This window comes from Streptomyces sp. NPDC000594, from assembly GCF_040299965.1.
Lineage (GTDB): Bacteria > Actinomycetota > Actinomycetes > Streptomycetales > Streptomycetaceae > Streptomyces.
Genome location: NZ_JBEPCY010000005.1, coordinates 1 through 21364, shown reverse-complemented (window position 1 = coordinate 21364; position 21364 = coordinate 1). Strand labels below are relative to the sequence as shown.

Annotated in this window: 17 protein-coding genes; 6 read left to right on the top strand and 11 right to left on the bottom strand. The window is 73.3% G+C overall.

All coding sequences use genetic code 11. The features are described from left to right. Nucleotides 1–781: 781 nt before the first annotated feature. Nucleotides 782–1525, bottom strand: a complete 744-nt coding sequence (locus ABT354_RS09475) for a TetR/AcrR family transcriptional regulator (protein WP_351491212.1) — start codon at nucleotides 1523–1525, stop codon at nucleotides 782–784. Nucleotides 1526–1652: 127 nt separating this feature from the next. Between ABT354_RS09475 and ABT354_RS09470 the strand changes: the two genes are divergently transcribed. The 3 genes from ABT354_RS09470 (at nucleotide 1653) to ABT354_RS09460 (ending at nucleotide 5295) form a co-directional block, all read left to right on the top strand. Continuing rightward, complete coding sequence (locus ABT354_RS09470; protein ID WP_351491210.1) at nucleotides 1653–2627, top strand: ABC transporter ATP-binding protein; 975 nt, start codon at nucleotides 1653–1655, stop codon at nucleotides 2625–2627. After that, a complete protein-coding gene (locus ABT354_RS09465) occupies nucleotides 2620–3417 on the top strand; it encodes an ABC transporter permease (RefSeq protein WP_351491207.1) in 798 nt (265 codons plus the stop codon). Before ABT354_RS09470 ends, ABT354_RS09465 begins: the two co-directional genes overlap by 8 nt. Nucleotides 3418–3708: 291 nt before the next feature. Then, the gene (locus ABT354_RS09460) at nucleotides 3709–5295 is read left to right on the top strand and encodes a hydroxysqualene dehydroxylase (protein WP_351491205.1); all 1587 of its coding nucleotides are present in this window, start codon (nucleotides 3709–3711) and stop codon (nucleotides 5293–5295) included. A 27-nt stretch (nucleotides 5296–5322) separates the two neighbouring features. On the opposite strand, the gene ABT354_RS09455 is transcribed toward ABT354_RS09460, so the two are convergent. The 5 genes from ABT354_RS09455 to mmsB form a co-directional block, all read right to left on the bottom strand. Further along, the gene (locus ABT354_RS09455; protein WP_351491203.1) at nucleotides 5323–6666 is read right to left on the bottom strand and encodes a carotenoid oxygenase family protein; all 1344 of its coding nucleotides are present in this window, start codon (nucleotides 6664–6666) and stop codon (nucleotides 5323–5325) included. Next, a complete protein-coding gene (locus ABT354_RS09450; RefSeq protein ID WP_351491201.1) occupies nucleotides 6663–7430 on the bottom strand; it encodes a lycopene cyclase domain-containing protein in 768 nt (255 codons plus the stop codon). Before ABT354_RS09450 ends, ABT354_RS09455 begins: the two co-directional genes overlap by 4 nt. After that, nucleotides 7427–8341: a phytoene/squalene synthase family protein gene (locus ABT354_RS09445; protein ID WP_351491199.1), complete on the bottom strand. Its 915-nt coding sequence runs from the start codon at nucleotides 8339–8341 to the stop codon at nucleotides 7427–7429. Before ABT354_RS09445 ends, ABT354_RS09450 begins: the two co-directional genes overlap by 4 nt. Beyond that, nucleotides 8338–9855, bottom strand: coding sequence for a phytoene desaturase family protein (locus ABT354_RS09440; RefSeq protein WP_351491196.1), 1518 nt, complete (start codon nucleotides 9853–9855; stop codon nucleotides 8338–8340). The genes ABT354_RS09445 and ABT354_RS09440 overlap by 4 nt, the downstream gene beginning before the upstream one ends. A 478-nt stretch (nucleotides 9856–10333) precedes the next feature. Continuing rightward, nucleotides 10334–11248 (bottom strand): 3-hydroxyisobutyrate dehydrogenase, encoded by a 915-nt coding sequence (mmsB, locus tag ABT354_RS09435; protein WP_351491194.1) that lies wholly within the window; start codon nucleotides 11246–11248, stop codon nucleotides 10334–10336. Nucleotides 11249–11391: 143 nt separating this feature from the next. Here mmsB and ABT354_RS09430 point away from each other — a divergent pair, with 143 nt between their 5' ends. Continuing rightward, nucleotides 11392–12159, top strand: coding sequence for a thioesterase II family protein (locus tag ABT354_RS09430; protein WP_351491191.1), 768 nt, complete (start codon nucleotides 11392–11394; stop codon nucleotides 12157–12159). On the opposite strand, the gene ABT354_RS09425 is transcribed toward ABT354_RS09430, so the two are convergent. The 5 genes from ABT354_RS09425 to ABT354_RS09405 form a co-directional block, all read right to left on the bottom strand. Beyond that, entirely contained in the window at nucleotides 12131–12514 is a 384-nt protein-coding gene (locus ABT354_RS09425) for a cupin domain-containing protein (RefSeq protein WP_351491189.1), read from the bottom strand. The genes ABT354_RS09430 and ABT354_RS09425 overlap by 29 nt on opposite strands. 150 nt (nucleotides 12515–12664) lie before the next feature. Next, nucleotides 12665–14110 (bottom strand): FkbM family methyltransferase, encoded by a 1446-nt coding sequence (locus ABT354_RS09420; protein ID WP_351491187.1) that lies wholly within the window; start codon nucleotides 14108–14110, stop codon nucleotides 12665–12667. After that, on the bottom strand, nucleotides 14110–15810 hold the full coding sequence (locus ABT354_RS09415; protein WP_351491185.1) for an HAD-IIIC family phosphatase: 1701 nt from the start codon (nucleotides 15808–15810) through the stop codon (nucleotides 14110–14112). Before ABT354_RS09415 ends, ABT354_RS09420 begins: the two co-directional genes overlap by 1 nt. 146 nt (nucleotides 15811–15956) lie before the next feature. Beyond that, nucleotides 15957–16931, bottom strand: coding sequence for an NAD(P)-dependent oxidoreductase (locus ABT354_RS09410; RefSeq protein ID WP_351491183.1), 975 nt, complete (start codon nucleotides 16929–16931; stop codon nucleotides 15957–15959). Beyond that, nucleotides 16931–19171 (bottom strand): MDR family MFS transporter, encoded by a 2241-nt coding sequence (locus ABT354_RS09405; RefSeq protein WP_502983374.1) that lies wholly within the window; start codon nucleotides 19169–19171, stop codon nucleotides 16931–16933. Before ABT354_RS09405 ends, ABT354_RS09410 begins: the two co-directional genes overlap by 1 nt. An 87-nt stretch (nucleotides 19172–19258) precedes the next feature. Between ABT354_RS09405 and ABT354_RS09400 the strand changes: the two genes are divergently transcribed. Together ABT354_RS09400 and ABT354_RS09395 are read left to right on the top strand one after the other, a co-directional pair. Further along, nucleotides 19259–19777, top strand: a complete 519-nt coding sequence (locus ABT354_RS09400) for an MmpS family transport accessory protein (protein WP_351491178.1) — start codon at nucleotides 19259–19261, stop codon at nucleotides 19775–19777. Between the two features lie 349 nt (nucleotides 19778–20126). Next, entirely contained in the window at nucleotides 20127–21200 is a 1074-nt protein-coding gene (locus ABT354_RS09395; protein ID WP_351491176.1) for an iron ABC transporter substrate-binding protein, read from the top strand. The last annotated feature ends 164 nt before the right edge of the window (nucleotides 21201–21364 follow it).

Genomic DNA, 21364 nt, shown 5'->3' with positions numbered 1-21364 from the left:
CGGATACCGCGCCACTCATGGAAGAAATGCCTCGACATCAGGCCGGGCCGAACGCCCTGTCTGATCGCTGGACCGTCGGAAGGCATGCCGATGCACCCCTATGTGCTCGGGAAAGAACTGCCCCCTCGGCCGTCCGCGCAGTGTGTTCCCGCGCCGAAGCCGTCGTACCCCCGTCTTGTGCTCGCCTATACCCCCAAAAAATGGCAGCCCAGCAGGGACTGGGCACCACTCCGAATCCGGCGGGGCACCTGCTTGCCGTGCTCACCGTCCGGTGTCAGGGCCGGGGACCGACGCCGTGCTCTTCGCGCCCCGCTGACTCCTGACTACTGGCTGAAATCGTATGTGCGGATCCGGTACAAGTAAAGCCGCTTCCGCTTCTGTCCATCCGGCTAGCCCCCCTGTTCGGCTCCATGGCCACCCGCACAAATCAGCCTGGCGGGGCGGGCGGGGCGGTGCCGGAGGCGGCCGTTCGGGTGCCCGCGGCGGCCGACTCGCGCTGGCACAGCGCGAGTTCGGACCGGGCGCTCCCGCGCCGAATCCACCGTCGGACCATCACGTGATAACGATGAGGTCATGGCTGATACTCCCTCAGGAGACCGTCCCCCTTCGGGACGGTCTCCACCGAGGTCAAGCCATACGGATCAATTGTCCGAGTTCATCGGAGATGGCGTACTCCGGTGCAGATGGCGGCACATTGACGGAACATTGACGGTCTGTCAGTCGACGAAAACGGTCATACCCTCAGCCATCCACCCGAGTTGCACCTCGGCGGGTACCGCCCTCAGGCGTCCGGGGTGTCATGGATGAGCTGGCGCACCCGCTCGACATCCGGCAGGGGCGAGCCCTGGCCGCTCCGCGCCGGTGACGGCTCGTTCGCGGCGCTCGCGGGGGCCACCAGCCGGCGCAGGCCGGTGCGCAGCAGTGCGCTGTCGACGGAGGCGACGCCGCTGAGCGCGAGCACCGACAGGCCCTGGTCGAGCGCGGCCATGAGCTGCGCGACCTCCCCGACCGCGAGATGCTCGCCGGCCGGGCGGCCCTGGGCGGCGACCCGGCCATAGGCGTCGAGGAGCACCTGGACCCGGGCGCGGAGCAGGGGGGTGAGCGCGGAGTCGCGGGCGGCGGTCGCGATGAACTCCAGCATCGCGAGGCCGAAGCCGTGCACCATCTCCGCCGCGTCCCCGTCGGGGGTGTCGGGCGTCCCGTCCGCGACCGCCCCGGGCGCGACCGCCTCGGGTGCGGCGGCTGTCTCGGGTGCGGCGAACGGGTCCCAGTCCGCGCCGCGCAGCGCCTGGAGATTGTGGTCCATCGCCGCGAGGAACAGCTCGGCCTTGCCGCCGAAGTTCGAGTAGACCGCGCCCTTGGAGAACCCTGCCTCGTTGGCGATCCCCTCCAGGCTCGCTCCGTGGTACCCGTCGCGGGCGAACGTCATGAGCGCCGCGACGGTCAGCGCGTCACGGGTCTCCCGCTTCTGCTCGGCGCGGCTTCGCCGCACCCGGGGCACGGATGTCGAGTGGCTTCGGTCCATCCCCCCATCCTAGTTGACGTACCCATGGAATCACGATACCAATGGCACTGCGATACCGGCAGTATCTCAATACCTTCAGTATTTCGTACGGCCGGTGCCCCGATGGATCGGTGACGAGAGGAGCGCCATGGGTGGCGCAGTGCTGGAGATCGAGGACCTCAGCAGAAAGTTCGGCTCGGTCGTCGCGAACGACCGGATCAGCCTGACGGTCAGGCCGGGTGAGGTCGTCGGACTGCTGGGACACAACGGCGCGGGCAAGACCACCCTGGTCTCCCAGGTCGTGGGGCTGCTCCGGCCCGACAGCGGGTCGATCCGGGTGGCCGGGGCGGACGCGATAGCCGACCCGGCGACCGCCCGCCGCTGTGTGGCGCTCCAGGCCCAGGCCCAGGCGCCCATCGACGGTCTGACCCCGCGCGCGGCGATCGAGATCGCCGGCCGGCTGCGCGGCATGTCCCCGGCCGAGGCACGGGCCGCCGTGGCCGTCCTCGCCGACGAGCTGGACATCCATGAGTGGCTGGACCGGCGGGCCATGCCCAACGGCGGCGGACTCTCCGGCGGTGTGCGCCGGCTGACCGCGTTCGCCATGGCGGCGGTCGCGCCGGTGCCGCTGGTCATCCTCGACGAGCCCACCAACGATGTGGACGCGGCCCGGCGGCGGCGCCTGTGGGACACCGTCCGCCGGCTCGGCGACGAGGGCGCGGGCGTCCTGCTCGTCACCCACAATGTCGTGGAGGCCGAACGCGTCGTGGACGAGCTGGTCGTCCTGGACCACGGCAAGGTCGTCGTCGCCGGATCGCCCGCGCAACTCCGCGGGACCGGTGACCAGGATCTGCGGCTGGAACTCTCGCTCCACCCGGGCGGCGACGACCCCACCGAGTCCGCCGCCCCGGTGCCGATCCCGTACACCCGCCGCGTCCGGGCCGGCCGGCGGGTGCTGCTGACCCTCGGCGCCGATGGCGCGGAGGCCGCTGTCGGCTGGGCCGGCTCGCTCCGCGCGAACGGGCTCATCGAGGGCTACGCCCTGGTCCCGTCCAGCATCGAAGACGTCTATCTCGCCGCCACGGGTGCGGCCGCCACCCAGGAGGAAGCCACCCATGTCTGAGGCGACCCTCTCCGCGCCCCCGGCCCGCGCGCCCCGGGGCGTCCCGCCGCGGACCGGCGCCGGAACGATCTACGGAACCCTGCTGCGCTGGACGATGTCGCAGGTCGGCCCGATGCTCCCGCTGGTCCTCATCGTCCAGGCACTGCTGGCCGCGGGCATCATCGTCGGGTTCGGCTTCCTGGTCCCCGATATCACCACGCCCGCCGCCGAGTTCCTCTCCTCGGGCGCCCCCACCGTGCTGCTGATGGTCGTCGGCCTGGTCCTGGTCCCGCAGGGCGTGGCGCAGTCGCGCACCAGCGGCACCTTCACCTATCTGCGGGCGCTGCCCGTGCCGCGTCCGCTGCTGCTGCTCGCCGATCTGACGGTGTGGCTGATCGTGGCACTGCCGGGCATCCCGGTCGCGGTGCTCGTGGCCCAGTGGCGGTACGACCTGAGCTTCGCCATCGACTGGCCGGTGCTGGTGGCCGCCTCCGCGCTGACCGCGGTGATGGCCACCGCGGTGGGCTATGCCATCGCCGTGCTGCTGCCCCCGATGCTGGCCCAGCTCGTCTGCCAGGTGCTGGTCTTCTTCGTGATGCTGTTCTCGCCGATCACCTTCACCGAGGGCCAGCTGCCCGAGTGGTTCCGTTCGGTCCATGAGGTGCTGCCGTTCCAGCCCGCGGGTGATCTGATCCGCTCGGGGCTGCTGTCGGACACCTACAGCGCGAGCGGACAGGATGTCGTCGTCCTGCTGTTCTGGTGCGCGCTCGGTGTCGCCATCAGCGTCCGCGCCCTGGTCCGCCGGGGCTGAGGTCCCGGCCCACCGAGGCCCCGAACCCGCCGGACGGCATGGCCCCGGTGCCCTGGGAATCCCTTTCCCGGGCACCGGGGCCTCGCCGTGTCCGCCCCCCGGCAAGCCCTCGGAGAGCGCCCGGGAAGCCCCCGGGCAGCGCCCGGCGCGTGCCCGAGGAGCGCCGGGCCCCGTCAAGAGGCCCGTTCCCGCCGACTTCCCACCCGGCCCGTCCGTTTCCCGCACCTCACCCGGCCCTCTCCCCCTACGCTGCGAGGACCCCCGAAGAGAAGCCCTGTGAGGAGCCTCGTGATGACCGGTGAACTCCCCTATGGGCCACGCACGTTGACCCATCGCGCCGCCCTCGCGCTGACCGGGATGGCGCCCCGGCTCGTCACCCGTCCGGCGGGACGGCCCCGTACCGTCGCACGGCCCACCGACGCGGTGGTGATCGGCGGCGGGCCGGCCGGTCTCGCGGCCTCCACCGTCCTCGCCGAGCGGGGGGTACGGGTCACCCTGCTGGAGGCCGACGACCGGCTCGGCGGCCGGGTCCGTTCCTGGCCCATGACCCTCCCGGACGGCACCCCCCAGGTCCTGGAGCACGGCTTCCACGGATACTTCCGGCACTACTACACCCTGCGGGCGCTGCTGCGCCGGATCGACCCCGGGCTCTCCTTCCTCACCCGCTCCGACAGCTATCCGGTGATCTCCCGCCGCTGGCCCACCGAGGACTTCGGCCGGCTCCCCCGGCTCCCGCTGCTCAATCTGGCGGCGCTCTCCGCCCGCTCCCCCAGCCTGAGCCTGCGCGGGGTGCGCCCGGCGGACCTCATGAACCTCCTGCCGCTCCTCGGCTTCGACCCGGTCACCACCTACCGCGATCTCGACGACACCCCGGCGGCCGAACTGATCGCCTCGGTGGGCTACCCGGAGCGCACCCAGGTGATGCTGATGCGGTCCTTCACCCGCTCCTTCTTCGACGACGACCGGGAGCTGTCGGCGGCGGAAATGATCATGATGTTCCACGCGTACTTCCTCGCCAACCCCGAAGGACTCCCCTTCGATGTGCTCGACGGCGATCCGACGACAACCCTGTGGAACCCGCTGGCCGACCGGCTCGGCGCACTCGGGGCCGAGGTCCGCACGGGCGCGCCGGTCCGGTCCGTCGAACCGGCGCCGGCCGGCGGGTGGACGGTGACCGGCGCGGACGGCGACCGGCTCACCGCCCGCCATCTGGTCCTCGCCACCGATCTGCCGGCCGCCCAGCGGCTCATCGGCGCCTCCCCCGCCCTCGCCGCGCGGGCCCCCGCGCTGACCGAGCGGGTGGCGGCGCTCCCGGTGGCCCCGCCCTACACCGTGGCCCGGCTCTGGATGGACCGCGACTGCGCCCCGGAGCGCTCCCCCGTCTCCATGGTCACCGGTGAGGAGGAGCTGGACATGCTGGTCCTCTACCACCGGTTCCATGAACCCTCCCGGGCGTGGGCCCGGCGCACCGGCGGGGCCGTGCTGGAACTCCAGGCGCTGGCCTGCTCCCCGGCGACGACGGCGGAGGAGACCCTGCGCACCCTGCTCGCGGAGCTGGCCGTGCTCTGGCCGGAGACCGCCGCGATGCGCCCCGTCCACACCGAGCTGCGCAAGGAGGCGCGGGCCAGTGGCCACCGGGTGGGCAGCAACCGCGACCGGCCCGGGGTGCGCACCGACGCCCGCGGGCTGCGGCTGGCCGGGGACTGGGTCCGGCTGCCCTTCCCCGCCGGTCTGATGGAGCGGGCGGCGGCGAGCGGGGTGCTGGCCGCCAATGACGTGCTGGCGGAGGAGGACCGGGAGCCGGAGCCGGTGTGGAGCGTCCCGGTCCGCAGCCCGCTGGCCCGCTGGACCCGGGGCGGGGCCCGGCGCGCACACTGACCGCGGCCCGCCCCGGCGACCGGGGGATCAGTCCGCGGGCAGCCAGCTGCTGTGGAAGCCGTGGGGCACCCGTACCGGCAGTTTGATCTCCGCGACCGGCTCCCCGGAGAAGTCCTGGCTGTCCAGGACCGTGATCCGGCTCAGCCCGGTCTCCGGGGAGAGGACGAAGGCGAGGATCCAGCCGTCGCCCTCGGGGGCGTCCGGGGAGCGCGGCACGAACACCCCCTCGGTGGGCAGGCCGCCGTCGGCGAACGCATGGGACTCGGTGGCCCCCGTCCGGTGGTCCCGCCGGCTCAGCCGGGTCCGCTCGCCGAACTGCGGCAGTCCGGTGCCGCGCGCGGCCTCCATCACATGGCTGTAGCGGTACGGGCGGCCGGTGTACCGCTCGTCGATCTGCGGGAACTCCACGATCCGGTCGTCCAGTTGCTCCTCGCGCACCGTGCCCGTCGCCAGGTCCAGGGTCCACCGCCACAGCAACGGCTCGCCGTCCACCCCCAGTATCCGGTCGACCGCGAAGGAGCTGGGGTAGCGGATGGCGTCCAGGACGATCCGCCCGTCCTCCTCGACGGCGTTGACGGTGTGGTAGACGTAGCACGGGGGCACCTCGAACCAGCGCACCTCCCGCGCGCCGCCGTGCTTCGGCAGCACACCGATCCTGCCGGGGGCGCGGGCGTCCCAGCGGACCGGCATCCGGCCCAGCAGCAGCCGGGACGGAGCCACCCGTACGGGCAGATCCAGCAGGACCACATGGCGTTCGGTCAGGGCGAGGGAGTGCATCACCGGGGTGTATCCCGGCATCTCGATGGTCTCGCTGCGGAGGAGCCCGCCCTCGGCGCCGACCACCAGATACCGTACGGCGCTCTTCCCCGGGGTGTAGGCCACGGCGTGCAGCTCCCCGGTGGCCGGGTCCCGGCTGGGGTGGGCGGAGAAGCCGGGGGAGACACCGCCCAGATCGGTGTAGCCGAGGGTGGACAGCTCGTCGGAGAGGAGCGCGGGCAGACAGCCCGCCTCCGCGAGCGCCAGATTCATCCCGGCGAGCCGGATCACCTTGGTGTTGGGGTTGTCGTGGAGCATCTTCCCCCCGGGCGTCCGGGGCACCCGGGGTTCCCCCAGCCGTCTGCTCACGCTCGCCCGGCGGATCCAGCGGTTGCGGTACCACTCGGCCCGCCCGTCGCGGATCCGGACGCCGTGCACCATCCCGTCGGCGATGAGGAAGAGATACGGCAGGATCCTGGGCGGGGCGATGGGGTTGGGCCCGATCTGGACGAAGGTGCCGTCCAGCTCGGGTGGCAGCCGGCCGGTCACCTCCGGCCACTCGACGGTGCGCTCCTCACGCACCGGGGTCCACCGGCCGCGGAGATACTCGCTCATACCGGGGAGCCCTCCCGGCGCCGCAGCGAGCGGAGCCGCTCCTGGGCCGCCGGATCGACCGCCAGCGTCAGCCCATTGGCCACCAGCAGACAGGTGATCACAAAGAACACCGCCTCCTCCAGCGGCAGTCCCAGCAGCGGCACGCCATAGGTCAGCTCCTCGCTGATGTGCCAGATGTCCAGGGAGAGCGCGATCCGGTCGGAGACCCACAGCCAGACCAGGGCCGGCACCAGCACCCCCAGGCGCGCCGACCGCCGGGCCCGCAGGAGATCGCCGCCGACCGCGCTCTGCACCGCCAGCAGGGGCCCGAACCACACCAGCATGGAGCCGAGGTAGGTGCCGTGCGGGCTGCTCAGCGCGAGGACCGCGCCGACACAGGCGGCGGCGGTCCAGCCGGCCGCGGGCAGGATCCGGTGGCGGGCGCCGCCCGGCGCGGACGGGGTGGCACGGGCCAGAAGGAGCAGGCTCCACAGACCGATCAGCAGGGTCTGGAGGGCCATGAAGAGATACTCCTCGGCGGGAATGCCGAAGAAGCGCACGATGACCCGGCCCGGCGCGTACGACCAGGTGCCCTGCCCGATGAGCCAGCTGTCCCAGGGCGTGGTCCACACCCAGGCCACCGCGCAGAGCACGGCCAGGACGACGGTGCCGGTGCGCCAGAGAGCCGGATCGGCACCGGGCGCGCGCCGGACCCGCAGGGTCAGCAGCCAGACGGCGGCCAGCGGCGGGACCACGAAGACGCCGAGGAACTGGAGGTAGGTCATGCAGTCCGCCAGAGGGCGCGGGCACGGGCGTACGCGGGCAGGGCGACCCGCAGCCGGGTCACGGGGGCGACCGAGACCCGGCGGCCGAGGATGTCGTGGTCGGCCTCCTCGACCGCTTCGAGGATCCCGCTGTAGAGCCGGTAGGCGGTCTCGATACAGGGCCGGCTGGTGGGATGGAGCATGCGGATGCCTCCGACGGCGTAGGCGTACAGCTGACGGTTGCGGTCGATCTGGAAGCGCAGCAGCTCCCGCACCCGCCCACCGGTGGGGGTACGGGCCAGGTCGGCGCGGGTGACGCCGAAGCGCTCCAGGTCCTCGGCCGGCAGATAGACCCGGCCCCGTTCCAGGTCCTCCGCGATGTCCCGGATGAAGTTGGTGAGCTGGAAGGCCTCCCCCAGGGCGCGGGCGCGCGGCAGGGCCTCGTCGCACAACGGCTCCAGGACGGCGGTCATCTGGAGTCCGATGACGGCGGCCGAGCCGTACATATAGCGGCGCAGATCCTCGTAGGTGGGGTAGTCGGTGACGGTCAGATCGGCGGCCATGGAGCCGAGGAACGCCTCGACCTGGCCGAGCGGCAGCTCCCAGCGGTCCATGGTGTGCCGCAGGGCGAGGGTGACGGGGTCCTCGGCCGGGGCGGCGCCGGCGAGCTGGGTCAGCGCCCGGTCGGACCAGGCGCGGAACTCCTCGGCGCGGGTGGCGGGGTGGCCGTTGTCCACGATCTCGTCGGCCCGGCGCGCGAACCCGTACAGCGCGTGCACATAGGGGCGTTTCCACGGCGGCAGCAGTTGGCTCGCCAGATAGTAGGTGCGGCCGTGGCGGGCGTGGAGCCGCCGGCACCGGGCGTAGGCGGCGCGCAGGCGCGGGTCGGTGATCCCGGCGGCGTCCAGGATCCGCCGGTCGGCGGCGTTCACCGGACCCCCCGCCGGGTGGTGCCGGGGCGGGCTCCGATGATCCGTTCGGCCGCGATCCGGCCGCTGATCAGGGCCATCGGGACGCCCACTCCGGGATGGGTGCCGGCGCCCGCGAGGACGATGTTCTCGCCGAGGAGTCCGGGGGTGCGGAAGGGGCCGGTCTGGCTGAAGGTGTGGGCGGCGCTGAAGGGGCTGCCCGCCGGACAGCCCCGCCGCCGCCAGTCCGCCGGGGTGAGGAACAGCTCGGTCCGGCGGTCCGTGGCGAGGGCGTGGTAGCCGTGGGCGTCGAGGGTGGCGCTGATCCGGTCGAGGTGCCGGTGGCGTTCGCGGTCCCAGTCCCGGGGCCCGGTGGCCAGATTGGGGGTGGGGACGAGGACGTAGTAGCCGTGGCAGCCGTCGGGCGCCAGCGCGGGATCGGTGAAGCTGCCCACGCTGACCAGGAACGAGGGGTCGCTCATCGGCACCCCGTCCCGGATGATCTCGTCGAAGCCCCGGCGCCAGGAGCGGGCGAAGTGGATGGTGTGGTGGGCGTCGGGGGTCTGCCCGGCGGGGGCCGGGGCCCCGGCGAGGAGCAGCAGACAGGAGGGGGAGTGCCGCAGCCTGCGGATGTGCAGGGGGTTGCGGCCCAGGAGTTCGGGGAGGGCGAGCGCCGGGTCGGCGGTGACCACCACCGCGTCGGCGGGTATCCGCTCCCCGTCCCGGGTGATCACGGCGCGGGCGCGTCCGCCGAGGGTGGTCTCGATCCGTTCGACGGCGGTGCCGCAGCGGATCCGTACCCCGTGCCGCTCGGCCACGGTGGCCAGGGCCCGGGGGATCGCCTGCATACCGCCCCGGGGGAAGTGGACCCCGCCGAGGGTGTCCATGTACGAGATGACGGCGTACAGGGCGCGGGCCCGGTGCGGGGCGACCCCCGCGTACAGCGACTGGAAGGAGAAGAGCCGTACGGTCCGCGGGTCGCGCAGATACTGACGGATCTTGCCCTCCATGGAGCGGAAGGCGCCGAGGGCGGCGAGCCGGGCCAGGGCGGGCAGCGCGAGATCGGCGGGGCCGTCGACGGCGCGGTCGATGAAGGGCGCGAACTCGGCCGTGTACAGCTGTCGCAGGAAGGCGGTGAGCCGGTGGTAGCCGGCGGCCTCGCGGGCGCCGCAGACGGTGGCGATCTCCTCGGCGGTGGCGGCCGGGTCCCGGTGGACGGCGAGGGAGGTGCCGTCGTGGTAGCGGGCGCGGTAGACGGGGTCGAGCGGGAGCAGTTCCAGATGGTCGGCGAGGTTCTCGCCGACGGCGGCGAAGGCCTGGCCGATGAGGTCGGGCATGGTCAGTACGGTGGGGCCGTCGTCGAAGGAGAAGCCGTCGCGGACGAACCGGCCGGCCTTGCCGCCGGGGTGGTCGGCCTGTTCCAGCAGGGTGACCGAGCGGCCCGCACCGGCCAGATGGAGGGCGGCGGAGAGTCCGGCGAGCCCGGCGCCGACGATCACGATCTCGTCGGCGGGGCCGCGTACGGTACGGAGGGTCATCGTGCCCCGTCCGTTCTCGCGCCCCGGGTGCGCCGGCCGCCGGACGGTACGGGCCGGCTGCCGTGCGGTACGGGTCGGCCGGTCTGCGGTACGGGCCGGTCGCCCGCCGGTCCGCAGGCGCGGGGCGCCCCCGCCGGCGGAGGCGGTGGGGTGGAGCACGGGGGTGGTACGGCACCGGGCTCGGAGTACCTCACCGTCGTCGCCTCCCGGGATCGGGCCCGGACCGGCGGACAGCGCCGACGGCCGGGCGGAGTGGTGGTGGTGTCACCGCGGCACACACGCGTGCCGGAGCGGACTCGGACGGTCGGCTCCACCACGCCGGGGCACAGGGCGATTCCCCATACTTCGCTCCGGTCGCTGCGGTGAAGTTCCGTCACTCGACCCACTAGAGCCCCGGCACATCATTGACGTTCCGTCATATGACCTGTTTCACACAGCACATGATGACCCGCCTCCGCCGGGCCGGGGAGAGGCCCGGTCAGTCCTCCGTGGCGAGCAGGGTGAAGACCGCGGAGAAGTCCCTTTCGCCCAGCCCCTCCTCGCTCATCCGGGCATACAGCTCACGGGCCCGGAGGGTCACCGGGAGATCCACCGCGTGGGCGGCGGCGGTGGCCAGCGCCAGATCGAGGTCCTTGCACATCAGGGCACCCTTGAAGCCGGGCCGGAAGTCGTGCTCGGCGGGGCTGGACGGCAGGACGCCCGGCACCGGCGGGCGGGTCCGCAGCGACCAGCAGTCGCCGGAGCTGGCCGAGACCACGTCGAAGAGGAGCCGGGGGTCGACACCGAGCCGCCGCGCCAGGGCGTAGCTCTCGGCGACCGCCACCATCGAGGTGCCGGCGATGATCTGGTTGGCGAGCTTGACCGAGACCCCGGCGCCGTTCCCGCCGCAGTGCACGATCCTCCCGCCCAGCTCGTCCAGGAGCGGCCGGACCTCGGCGAGGGTCCCCGCGTCACCGCCGACCATGACGGTGAGCGTGCCGTCCGCCGCTCCGGCGCTGGAGCCGCTGACGGGCGCGTCGAGCATCCGTACCCCCTGGTCCGAGGCGGTCCGGGCCAGCTCCTGGGCGGTCGGCGGGTCGATGGTGCTCATATCGATCAGTACGCTCCCCGGCCGCAGGGCGGCGAGGGCTCCGTCGGGCCCGGTGAGCGCCTCGCGCACATGGGGGCCGTTGGGCAGCATGGTGATCGCCACCTCGGCGCCCGTGGCGGCCTCCCGGGCCGAGGCGGCGGGCGCGGCCCCGGCGGCGACCAGGTCCTTCACCGCCTCCGGCAGCCGGTCATGGACGGTGAGCCGGTATCCGGCGGCGAGCAGCCGCTCGGCCATCGGGCGGCCCATGGTGCCGAGGCCGATGAAGGCGACGGCGGTCTCCGGCATGACAGGGGTCTCCGGCATGAGGGGTACCTCCATACGGTGGGGGTGCGGCCGGGGTGGCCGACCGGTGGGGGGCGGCCGGGGTGGCCGACCGCACGTCAAGAGACGGGCAAGAGAAGGGCAAGCGGGGCCCGCCGGAGAAGCGGGCCACTAGGGTCGGCCGGGTGGCTGCTTCCGCTGGTTCCTGGCTGATGTCCCTGGTCGAGAGTGGGTCCGGCGTGCCCGGTGCGGGCCGGGTCACCCTGGTGTGCTGCCCGTACGCCGGGGCCGCGCCGACCGCGTTCCTGCCGCTGGCCCGGGCCCTCGCGGACCAGGGGCCGTGGCCCGGTCTCCGGGTGCTGGCCGCGCAGCTCCCGGGGCGGGGCCGCCGGATCCGGGAGGCGCCTGCCCGGTCGCTGGACGCTCTCGCGGGCCCGCTCGCCGGGGCGCTGGCGGCCGAGGAGGGGCCCCTGGTGCTGTACGGGCACAGCATGGGCGCGCTGCTGGCGTACGCGGTGGCCCGTACGGTGCGCCCGGCCCATCTGGTGGTCTCCGGCTCCCGTCCGCCGGGGGTGCGCGGGGCCGGGGAGCCCTGGCATCTGCGGTCCGACGAGGAGTTGGTGGCCGGGATGGTCCGGCTGGGGGCGAGCGCCGCGCCCTTCGACGACCCCGGGATCAGGGCGCTGGCGCTGCCGGTGCTCCGGGCCGATCTGCGGGCGACCGAGCTGTGGGACCCCGAGCCCGGTCCCCCGCTGGCGTCCCCGGTCACCGCGGTCGCCGGGGCGCGGGACGCCGAGGCACCGCCCGGGGCGGTGTCCGGCTGGTCCCGGCTGACCGGCGGCGCGTACCGGCAGGAGGAGCTGGACGGCGGCCACTTCCTGCTGGAGGAGTGTCTGCCGGAGCTGGCCGGCGTCCTGGGCGGGGTCATCCGCCGGACGGCTCCAGCCAGATGATGTCGCCGAGGGTGACGGCGAGATGGGTCATGGCACTGCTCTCGGTGGCGCCGTGCCAGTGCTGTTCACCGGGCGGGCAGGCGACGATGTCACCGGCCCGGACGACGGTGGGCTCCTCGCCGCGCACCTGGACATAGCCCTCGCCCTCGGTGATGTAGAGCAGCTGGCCGCCGGTGTGCCAGTGCCAGTGGTTGCGGGAGCCCGCCTCGAAGCGGACCAGCAGCACACTGGAGGTGTGCGCCTCATCGGAGGGGAAGAGATCGGTGAGCCGGGCCTCGCCCGAGAAGACCTTGGCGTACTTCTCCGGCAGTGGCTCCAGACCTGCGCGGTACTCGTCGGGGCTGTTGTGGATCATGACGTGGGTGGTCCTTCCTGGTTCCGGTGGCCGGTGCGGTTCCCGCGGTCCGGTGCGGTGCGGTTGCGGTACGGGGCGCACCGCGGGGTACGGGATGTCGGTGCGGTACGGGGTGCCGGGCGGGTACGGGGTGGTGCCGGGCGGGCGCGGTCAGGCGCCGGGCCGGGAGGCCGGGGCGATCCGGGCGGCCAGGCCCTCGGGGGTCGGGTCCTCCATGAGGTCCGCGAGGCCCAGCTCCCCGCCGAGCCGTTCGCGGACCCGGGCGAGCAGCCGTACGGCGGTCAGGGAGGTGCCGCCCGCGACGAAGAAGTCGTCCCCGGCGGCGATCGGTTCGCCGAGGATCTCGGCACAGGCGGCCAGGACGGCGGCGAGCGCCTCGGGGTCGGCGGCGGGCGCCCGGTGGCGGGCGGGCGCGGGTGCCCCGGCCGGGGCACCCCGCCGCACCTCCAGCTCGACCGGCGGGTCGTCGTCGCCGAGGAAGCCGTCGAGGGCCTGCCGCAGCCGCTCCAGGGGGCCGGGCGGGGGGACGGACTCCAGGGACGGAGCCGGGGCGGCGGCCGTCCCGGTCCCGGTGGTCCCGGCATCCCGCCGTACGGCGAGGACATTGTGGTAGCCGGTGCCGCGCAGCGCGGAGACGGTCTCCACCGCGCAGTGGTACCCGGCTCCGGTGAGCAGCGCGACCAGTCCGGCGACATCGGCCTCGCGGTGGACCTCCATGACGATGTTCCGGATGCGCGGCCACCGGGTGGGGTCCAGTGAGCCCAGGATGTCCGCCTCCGCCCCCTCCGCGTCCAGTTTCAGCAGATCGACATCGGCGCCGCCGATGCGGTCCAGGGCCTCGCCGAGCCCGATCACCGTGACCCGCGCGGTACGGGCGCCCCGCATCCGGTCGCCGGCCAGTTCCCCGGCGACCTGGGCGGCTGCGCCGCTCCCGGCGGAGACGGCGGTCCCGGTGGGGACGGCCGTGTCGGTGGAGACGGCGGTGTCGATGGCGGCGCTGATCGCGGCGTGGTCACCGGCGTCGTCGGCGTGGAGACCGGAGTAGACGGTGGCGCCCGGGTAGACGGTCATCGTCGCCGAGCCGCCGGTACCGCCCATCGCCCAGGGCAGTGCCACCACGGGCAGTTGGAGCGCGGCGACATTGGCGGCCAGCGCGGTGAAGGCGTCCGGCGACGGCTCGAAGGCGTAGACGGTCGCCTCCGGGTGGTTCCGGGTCAGGAAGAGCGAGCAGACACCGATATTGGCGCCGACGTCGAAGATCACGGGCCGGGGCGGCAGCCGCAGCCCGGCGGGGGCGTAGACCCGTTCCCGGAAGATCTCCTCGTACAGATAGTCGGTCTCGTAGCCGTTGAGTTCATAGAGCGGGGTGCCGTCCGGGAGGGCCCGGCGGGGCAGGCCGTACGGGGTGTCCTCGACCCACACGGTGGCGGATATCCGGTCGCCCCCGGGCGCGGGGGCCGCCTCGGCGGCGATCACCCCGTTCTGGCGGCGCAGGAACTCCCGGACGCGGCCCGCGCCACGGGCGGTGGTCCGGGTCCGGGCGCGGGTGCGGCGGATCAGGGACTGGGGGGTGAGAGGGGAGGGACGGTCGGGCATCAGGCCGTGGTTCCTTCGGTGGGGGACGGGACGAGCCGTGCCACGGGGACGACGAAGGCCAGGTCGGCCAGGGGGTCGTCACCCGGGTCCGGGTCACCGGTGTCGCCGGTGACGCCGGAGCGGTGCGGTGCTGAGCCGTGCGGGGCGGAGCTGTGTGGGTCGGAGCGGTGTGGGTCGGAGCCGTGCGGGGCACGGACGGTGGGTGCCTCGGCGCCATGGCGGCGGAGGAAGTCCAGCGCGGGGCCGTTGCGGCCGGTACGCCGGACGCCCACCCGCAGCTCGCGGGCGTCCGCGTCATCGGCGACGGCGGCGAACAGGGCCTCGGCCACGCCGCGTTCGAGGGCGCGGCAGCTCATCGCGAAGCAGTCCAGCCGGACGGTGCCCCCGGCGGGGGTGGCGACGGCCGCCGCGATGGTGCCGTAGTCGCCGAACCGGTCCCGCAGCCGGGCGGTCCAGGCGGTGGCGCCGGGCCGTTCCAGCAGCGCCGGGAGGCCGGTGGCGGAGACCGTGGCGGAGGTGAACTGATTGGTTCTGGCGAGCAGTTGGGTGATACGGGGGAGGTCGCCGGGGACCGCGCGGGCGACCGTGACGACGGTGCCGAGCCGCTCATTGAGACGGGCGGTGTCGGGGGCCCCGGCCGCCGCCTCCCGGCGCAGCGCCTCGGCCCGGTAGCCGGCGTTGCGGGTGCGGTCCTCGGCGGTGGAGAAGAAGCGGTCCAGCTCCCAGCAGTGGCGCAGCAGGGCCGGCGGGTCGGTGCCGGGGCCCACCTGGACGACGGCCACCTCGGGCAGGGCCTCGGCGACCTCGGCGCACACATAGGGGTCGTCGTCCACCAGGACGAAGGAGTCGGTGCCGAGGCCCAGTTCCTCGGCGAGGGAGCGGATGTTCTGGGACTTGGGTTTCCAGTTGACCCGGGCGGCGGCGAAGTGCTCCCGGGTCAGCCCCAGCTCGCCGGTGCGCTCCGCGAAGACCCTCGCCACGCTCTCCGGGTCGTTGCGGCTGGCCAGCGCGAGGACGAAGCCCTCGTCGTGGCGGAGCCGCAGGAAGTCCCGTACCCGGGCGAAGTCGCCGCCCAGCTCCAGCTCCCGGGGCGGGCGGTCGCCGCAGGCCCCGCCCCACAGGGTCTCGTCGCAGTCGGCGACGATCACCTTGCGGGGGCGGACGAGGGTGGAGCGGACCACCCGGGCGAGCCCCAGCGCGAGGACGGCGAACGCCTCCTCGGTGTACGGGATATGGGCGATGGAGGCGGCCCCGGGGTCATGGATGTCCCGGCAGCCGTAGGCGTCGAACCAGTCGGCGGCGTCGACCGGGGCGATGCCGGGGACCTCCCGCACCCCGGCGAGCAGGCGCGCGGCCCCGGCGGCCGGCTCCCCCGGGCCCGGCGGGGGCGGCGGATCGGGGCAGAGCACCAGCACGGTCGGCCTCCCCTGGGCGGCGGCGAACTCCCGTACCGCCGCCATGAAGGCGTCCACCCGCTCCGCCGAGCCCGCCCAGTCGGCGATCCGGACCAGCCCGGCGTTGATCCCGGAGGTGTTGCGGGCGAAGTGGCTGGAGGGGGAGAGCAGTTGCTCGACCAGCTGGCCGTAGGGCGCGGACTCGACACGGTGCGGGGCCTCGATGTGCTCCAGCGCGTCCCGCAGCAGGGGCAGCAGGGGGTCGGCGGTGAAGGTCGCCGCCACAGTGAAGAGATCACGGGTCATACCCGGAGAGAACGGTGGGTCGGAGGACTCCGTTCAATTCCTTTACCTTCCCCATACCGTTCGATGGGCGAACGTGATGGGTCCGCACGCCTCCCGGGGCGCCGGGGTCCCGCCTCCGAGGGGCCTTCCGCTTCGGGCCCGGCCGGTCAGCCGTCGCCGTTCTCGCCCAGTCCGGCGGCGTGCGCCTCCACCTCGTACAGCGCGGCGAAGTCCGCCGCGCCGTAGCCATGGCCGATCGCGGTCTGGAGGAGCTGGTGGACCAGGGCGCCCGCCAGCAGGGGGACGCCGAGCCGGCGGGCGGCGGCGAGGGCGAGGTCGAAGTCCTTGCGGAGGAGTTCCGTGGTGAAGGTGGGCGTGTAGTCGCCCTCGGCCAGGGCGCGGGCCTTGGCCGAGGTGAAGGGGGAGGCGAGGACCGAGCCGTCGAGGACCCCGGCGAAGGCGGCGCGCGGCACCCCGCCCTTCTCGGCCAAGGCCATCGCCTCGACCAGGGCCTGGGTGACAACGCCCAGCATCAGATTGTGGGCCAGCTTGGCCACCCGGCTCTCCTCGGCCCCGCCCAGCAGGGTGACCACCGGGGCGATGGTGCCGAGGAGGGGCCGTACCCGGTCGAAGGCGGTCCGTGGTCCGGAGACCAGGAAGGAGGCCCGGCCCGCGGCGACCGCCTGGGGGTTGCCGCTGACCGGGGCCGCGAGGAAGGCGGCCCCGGCGCCGGTCACGGCGGTGCGCACCTCGGCGGAGGCGGCGGGCGAGACGGTGGAGCAGTCCACGACCACGGCCGGGGGGCGCCCGCCGCTCAGCAGTCCGTCCGGGCCGGTGACCACGGTCCGCAGGGTCCCGTCGTCGGGGACGGTCACCAGGACGACCTCGGCGCGGGCGAGTTCCGGGAGGGTCGCCACGGCGGTCGCCCCGCGCTCCACCAGGGGGCGGGTCCGCTCGGGGGTGCGGTTCCAGACCAGGAGGCGGGTGCCCGCGCCGAGGAGGCGGTCCGCCATGGCGGTCCCCATGCGCCCGGTGCCGAGCCAGCCGACCGTACCGTCCGTGCCGCTCGTACCGTCCGTGCCGCTCGTACCACTCGCACCATTCGTACCGCTCGCACCGGAGGGGGTGGCCGGGGGTGTCATCAGGGGGTGCTCCTGTCGGGGGCGGACCGGGCGGCGGACCGGGCGGCGGCGCGGGGCGGGCCCGGGGCGGAGAGGTCCTCGGCGAGCAGCCGCCGGGCCAGGGTGTCGACGGCGGCGCGCAGCGCGTTGTCCGGGGGCCGGTCGCCGTCCTGGCCGACGCGGTCGCCGAGCCAGCGGGCCCAGGCGGCGGTGATGGTGTCGACCTCGCGGGCGCCGGCCGGGGTGTGGCCGAGATAGGAGCCGTCGCGGGTGAGATACCCCTCCTGGACCATGCGGTCGAGGACGGGGGCGAGGACCTCGGGCGGCATGCCGTGGCGGGTGGCGATCAGCCGGGCGGTGGCATGGCCGACGAGCCGGTCGAACTGGGCGACCTGCATCACGGCCCAGGCCCCGGCGGGGTCGAGCCGGGTGCCGGAGGCGGCCGTGATCCGGCCCGCGGTCTCCGGGCCCGCCGTGCGCAGCACATCGGCGACGGCCCGCTCAAGGAGCCGCTGGGAGTCGCCCTCGGTGGGCTGGGCGAAGCCCTCGCCGAGGTCGGGCGAGGCCAGCCGGGCGCTGTCCCGCAGCGGCACCTCCTTCAGCAGCAGGGCGACCAGGAAGCCGAGGAGCGCCACGGGCACCGTCCACAGGAACACCGTCTGGAGGGCTTCCTGATAGGCGTGGACGATGGGGGCGGCGGCCTCGGGTGGCAGCCCTTTCACCCCGTCGGGGCTGGTGGCCGCGGTGGCGGCGGTCGCCGGGTCGACCGTTCCGGTACGGGCGGCCGCCGCGATCCCGTCGCTCAGTTCCGGGCGCAGCGCGTTGCTGTAGAGGGTGCCGAAGACGGCGGCGCCGAAGGAGCTGCCCAGGGTGCGGAAGAAGGTCACCCCGGAGGTGGCGGAGCCCAGGTCCGCGTAGTCGACGGTGTTCTGGACGGCGATGGTGAGCACCTGCATGGCCAGGCCGATGCCGGTGCCGAGGACGAACATGTAGAGCGAGGAGAGCCAGACCCCGGTGTCGCGTCCCATGAGGGAGAGCAGATACAGCCCGGCGGCCATCAGCAGGGTGCCGACGATGGGGAAGGCCCGGTAGCGGCCGGTGCGGCTGACGGCGGAGCCGCTGACGACGGAGGCGATGAGCAGTCCGATGACGAGCGGCAGGGTCCGTACCCCGGAGACGGTGGCGGAGTCGCCGTCGACGTACTGGAGGAAGGTGGGGAGGAAGATCAGCGCGCCGAGCATGGCGAAGCCGACGATGAAGCTGAGGACCGAGCAGACGGCGAAGACCGGTTCGCGGAAGAGCCGCATGGGCAGCATCGGCTCCGCGGCCCGGGTCTCGGCCCAGCAGAAGAGGGCGAGTGCCACCAGGCCGCCCGCGAAGAGCCCGACGACGACACCGGAGCCCCAGGGGTATTCGGTGCCGCCCCAGCTGGTGGCCAGGATGAGGGCGCTCGCGCCGATCGTGACCAGGCAGATGCCGAGGTAGTCGACGACGGGGCGGACGGCGGAGCGCACCACGGGGATGGTGCGGGCGGCGGCCACGACGACCGCGATGGCGATGGGGACATTGACATAGAACGCCCAGCGCCAGGTCAGATGGTCGGTGAAGAGCCCGCCGAGCAGGGGGCCGACAACGGTGGCGACGCCGAAGACGGCGCCGATCGCGCCCTGGTACTTGCCCCGCTCCCGCAGGGGGATGACATCGGCGATCAGCGCCATGGAGGTGACCATGAGCCCGCCCGCGCCGATGCCCTGGACCCCGCGCCAGAGGATGAGGAGGGTCATGCTGGAGGCGAGGCCGCAGAAGAAGGAGCCGGTGATGAAGACGATCGCCGAGATCTGGAAGACCGCCTTGCGCCCGAAGAGGTCGCCGAGCTTGCCGGCGAGGACGGTGGCGACGGTCTCGGCCAGCAGATAGGAGGTGACGACCCAGGACATGTGGTCGCCGCCGCCGAGTTCGGCCACGATCGTCGGCAGTGCGGTGCCCACGATGGTCTGGTCGAGGGCGGCGAGGAGCACGCCCAGCAGGACGGTGACGAAGACGATGTTCCGCTCGCGCCGGCCGAGCACCGGGGGCGCGCTCGTGGCCGGGGCGGCGCTGGTGGTCACGGAGGCAGCGTCGCACCGGGTGCCGGGGGGCGCATCCGGGGGTGCGCCGTCCCGGTGAACCGGTTCCCCCGGGGTGGCCAACGTCCCTGGGCACAGCGGTTTTCCGGAGCGCGGAACGCGCGCTTCCGACCTGTCCGCGGGACCTCGCCGCACCCGGGTGGCGCCACCCCGAAACGGTTTGACTTTTAACAGGTCTTTACTGTTATGTGCGGTTACCGTTCCAAGACTCGGGGGTCGCACATGCGCCGTTCCATCCGTTCCACCGCCGTGGCCGTCACCGCCGCGGGCCTGCTCTTCGGGCTCTCCGCCTGCGCCGAGGCCGAGAAGGCCGTGGACGACACCAAGAAGTCCGTCGAGCAGGATGTCGAGAAGGCCAAGGACGACGTGCAGAAGGACGTCGAGAAGGCCAAGGACGACCTGGAGAAGGAAGCGATCGACGCGGTCGACAAGACGGTCAACCAGGAGTACGAGGTCACCTATGAGGTGACCGGCGAGAACATCGACACCATCGAGTACGTCTCCGGTGGCGGCACCGCGAGCACGCCCAAGACCACGACGGTGAAGAACCCCGCCCTGCCGTGGAAGAAGACGGTCAAGCTGCGCGGCATCATCCCGCCGCAGGTGACGCCGATCGCCGCGGACATCACCGGCGCCAAGCTCACCTGCAAGATCGTCTACCAGGGCAAGGCCATCGCGGAGCAGAACGCCAAGGGCCTGGTGGGTCTCGGCGCGTGCACCGCGGTCTCGCCGATCGTCTGATCGGATCCCGCGGGGGAGCGTTCCCCCGCGCGGCGCGGTCGGGGCCGGGCAGTCGTTCCGGACAGTGTTTTCGCAGGTCGTAGGCGGTATCGGAGAAATCCGGTACCGCCTTTCCGCTCTTCCCGGCGGGCCGGGCGCCGGAGGTGCGGTGGGCCGTGACGCGGGCGGCGAAGGATGGTCGCACGAGGTCGTTTATCACTGATACGCAACGAGAGTGAGTCAATTTTCAGCAATCAATGGCTGAAAATTGACAGTTAGGTAAACCTCACCGTATCTATGGGGCTTCGTACTCGTTCCCACGCCCGGCAGGACCGCCACGGTCTCCCCATGGGCTGCACTGGAGGCCCTCATGCGTCGCCCGCTCTCTCCCCGCGGCACGGCCGCTCTCGCCCTGTCCGCGCTGCTCCTTCCCGTGCTCGCCGCCTGCGGCGGCTCGGACGACAAGAGCGACAAGGACACGGCGAAGAAGGGCGAATCCGCCCAGCGGGGATCCGGCGACGAGCTGGTCATCTACTCCGGCCGGAACGAGGAACTGATCTCCCCGATCATCGAGAAGCTGGAGAAGGCGACCGGGACCGAGGTCCAGGTGCGCTACGGGGACAGCGCCGAACTCGCCGCCCAGATCCTGGAGGAGGGCGACCGGACCAAGGCCGGTCTCTTCTTCTCCCAGGACGCCGGCGCCCTCGGCGCCCTCTCCCAGGCCGGGATGCTGGCCGGGCTCCCCGAGAAGTCCCTGAACAAGGTCGACGCCGCCTACCGCGGCGCGGAGGGCGACTGGGTCGGCGTCTCCGGCCGCTCCCGTGTGATCGCGTACAACCCCGACAAGACCGAGAAGGCCCCGGACAGCGTCCATGACCTGACGAAGCCCCAGTGGAAGGGCAAGGTCGGCTACGCCCCCACCAACGCGTCCTTCCAGGCGTTCGTCACCGGTATGCGCGTCCTGGAAGGCGACGAGGCCACCCTGAAGTGGCTCAAGGGCCTCAAGGCCAACGGCGCCAAGACCTACGCCAAGAACGGCGCCGTCCTCGACGCCGTCGACACGGGCGAGGTCGCCCTCGGCCTGATCAACCACTACTACTGGTACGAGAAGGTCGCCGAGCTGGGCGCCGACAAGGTCAACGCGAAGATCCACTTCCTTCCGGGCGGCGACTCCGGCGCGCTGATCAACGCCGCGGGCGTGGGGGTCCTCAAGGACGGCGGGCAGCAGGCCGCGGCCGAGAAGGCCGTCGACTACCTCCTCTCCGACGAGGCGCAGACCTACTTCGCCGAGGGCACCAAGGAGTACCCGCTCGCGGCCGGTGTCACCAGCACCGTCAAGGGGCTGCCCGCACTCGACTCCCTCGACGCCCCCAAGATCGACCTCGGCAAGCTGGAGTCGCTCCAGAAGACCCTGGAGCTGCTCAAGGAAGCCGGGATGGTCTGACCGACCCCGGTCGGCACCGCCGTATGAAAGCGAACCCCTCACCGTCCGTGCGCCGTCCGGCCGCCGCCCTTCTCGCGGCGGCCGGACGGCGCCGGCCGCCCCGGGGCCGGCGCCATCCCGCCCGCGCGGCGGCCGTACACGCACACCAGCCCCACGGCTAAATC

Bases quoted from the DNA above. Each gene is read 5' to 3' on its own strand.
- ABT354_RS09455 (WP_351491203.1), bottom strand. From the start codon at position 6,666: ATGAGCGAGTATCTCCGCGGCCGGTGGACCCCGGTGCGTGAGGAGCGC.
- mmsB (WP_351491194.1), bottom strand. From the start codon at position 11,248: ATGCCGGAGACCCCTGTCATGCCGGAGACCGCCGTCGCCTTCATCGGC.
- ABT354_RS09450 (WP_351491201.1), bottom strand. From the start codon at position 7,430: ATGACCTACCTCCAGTTCCTCGGCGTCTTCGTGGTCCCGCCGCTGGCC.
- ABT354_RS09465 (WP_351491207.1), top strand. From the start codon at position 2,620: ATGTCTGAGGCGACCCTCTCCGCGCCCCCGGCCCGCGCGCCCCGGGGC.
- ABT354_RS09395 (WP_351491176.1), top strand. From the start codon at position 20,127: ATGCGTCGCCCGCTCTCTCCCCGCGGCACGGCCGCTCTCGCCCTGTCC.
- ABT354_RS09400 (WP_351491178.1), top strand. From the start codon at position 19,259: ATGCGCCGTTCCATCCGTTCCACCGCCGTGGCCGTCACCGCCGCGGGC.
- ABT354_RS09475 (WP_351491212.1), bottom strand. From the start codon at position 1,525: ATGGACCGAAGCCACTCGACATCCGTGCCCCGGGTGCGGCGAAGCCGC.
- ABT354_RS09420 (WP_351491187.1), bottom strand. From the start codon at position 14,110: ATGCCCGACCGTCCCTCCCCTCTCACCCCCCAGTCCCTGATCCGCCGC.
- ABT354_RS09415 (WP_351491185.1), bottom strand. From the start codon at position 15,810: ATGACCCGTGATCTCTTCACTGTGGCGGCGACCTTCACCGCCGACCCC.
- ABT354_RS09460 (WP_351491205.1), top strand. From the start codon at position 3,709: ATGACCGGTGAACTCCCCTATGGGCCACGCACGTTGACCCATCGCGCC.
- ABT354_RS09425 (WP_351491189.1), bottom strand. From the start codon at position 12,514: ATGATCCACAACAGCCCCGACGAGTACCGCGCAGGTCTGGAGCCACTG.
- ABT354_RS09440 (WP_351491196.1), bottom strand. From the start codon at position 9,855: ATGACCCTCCGTACCGTACGCGGCCCCGCCGACGAGATCGTGATCGTC.
- ABT354_RS09410 (WP_351491183.1), bottom strand. From the start codon at position 16,931: ATGACACCCCCGGCCACCCCCTCCGGTGCGAGCGGTACGAATGGTGCG.
- ABT354_RS09470 (WP_351491210.1), top strand. From the start codon at position 1,653: ATGGGTGGCGCAGTGCTGGAGATCGAGGACCTCAGCAGAAAGTTCGGC.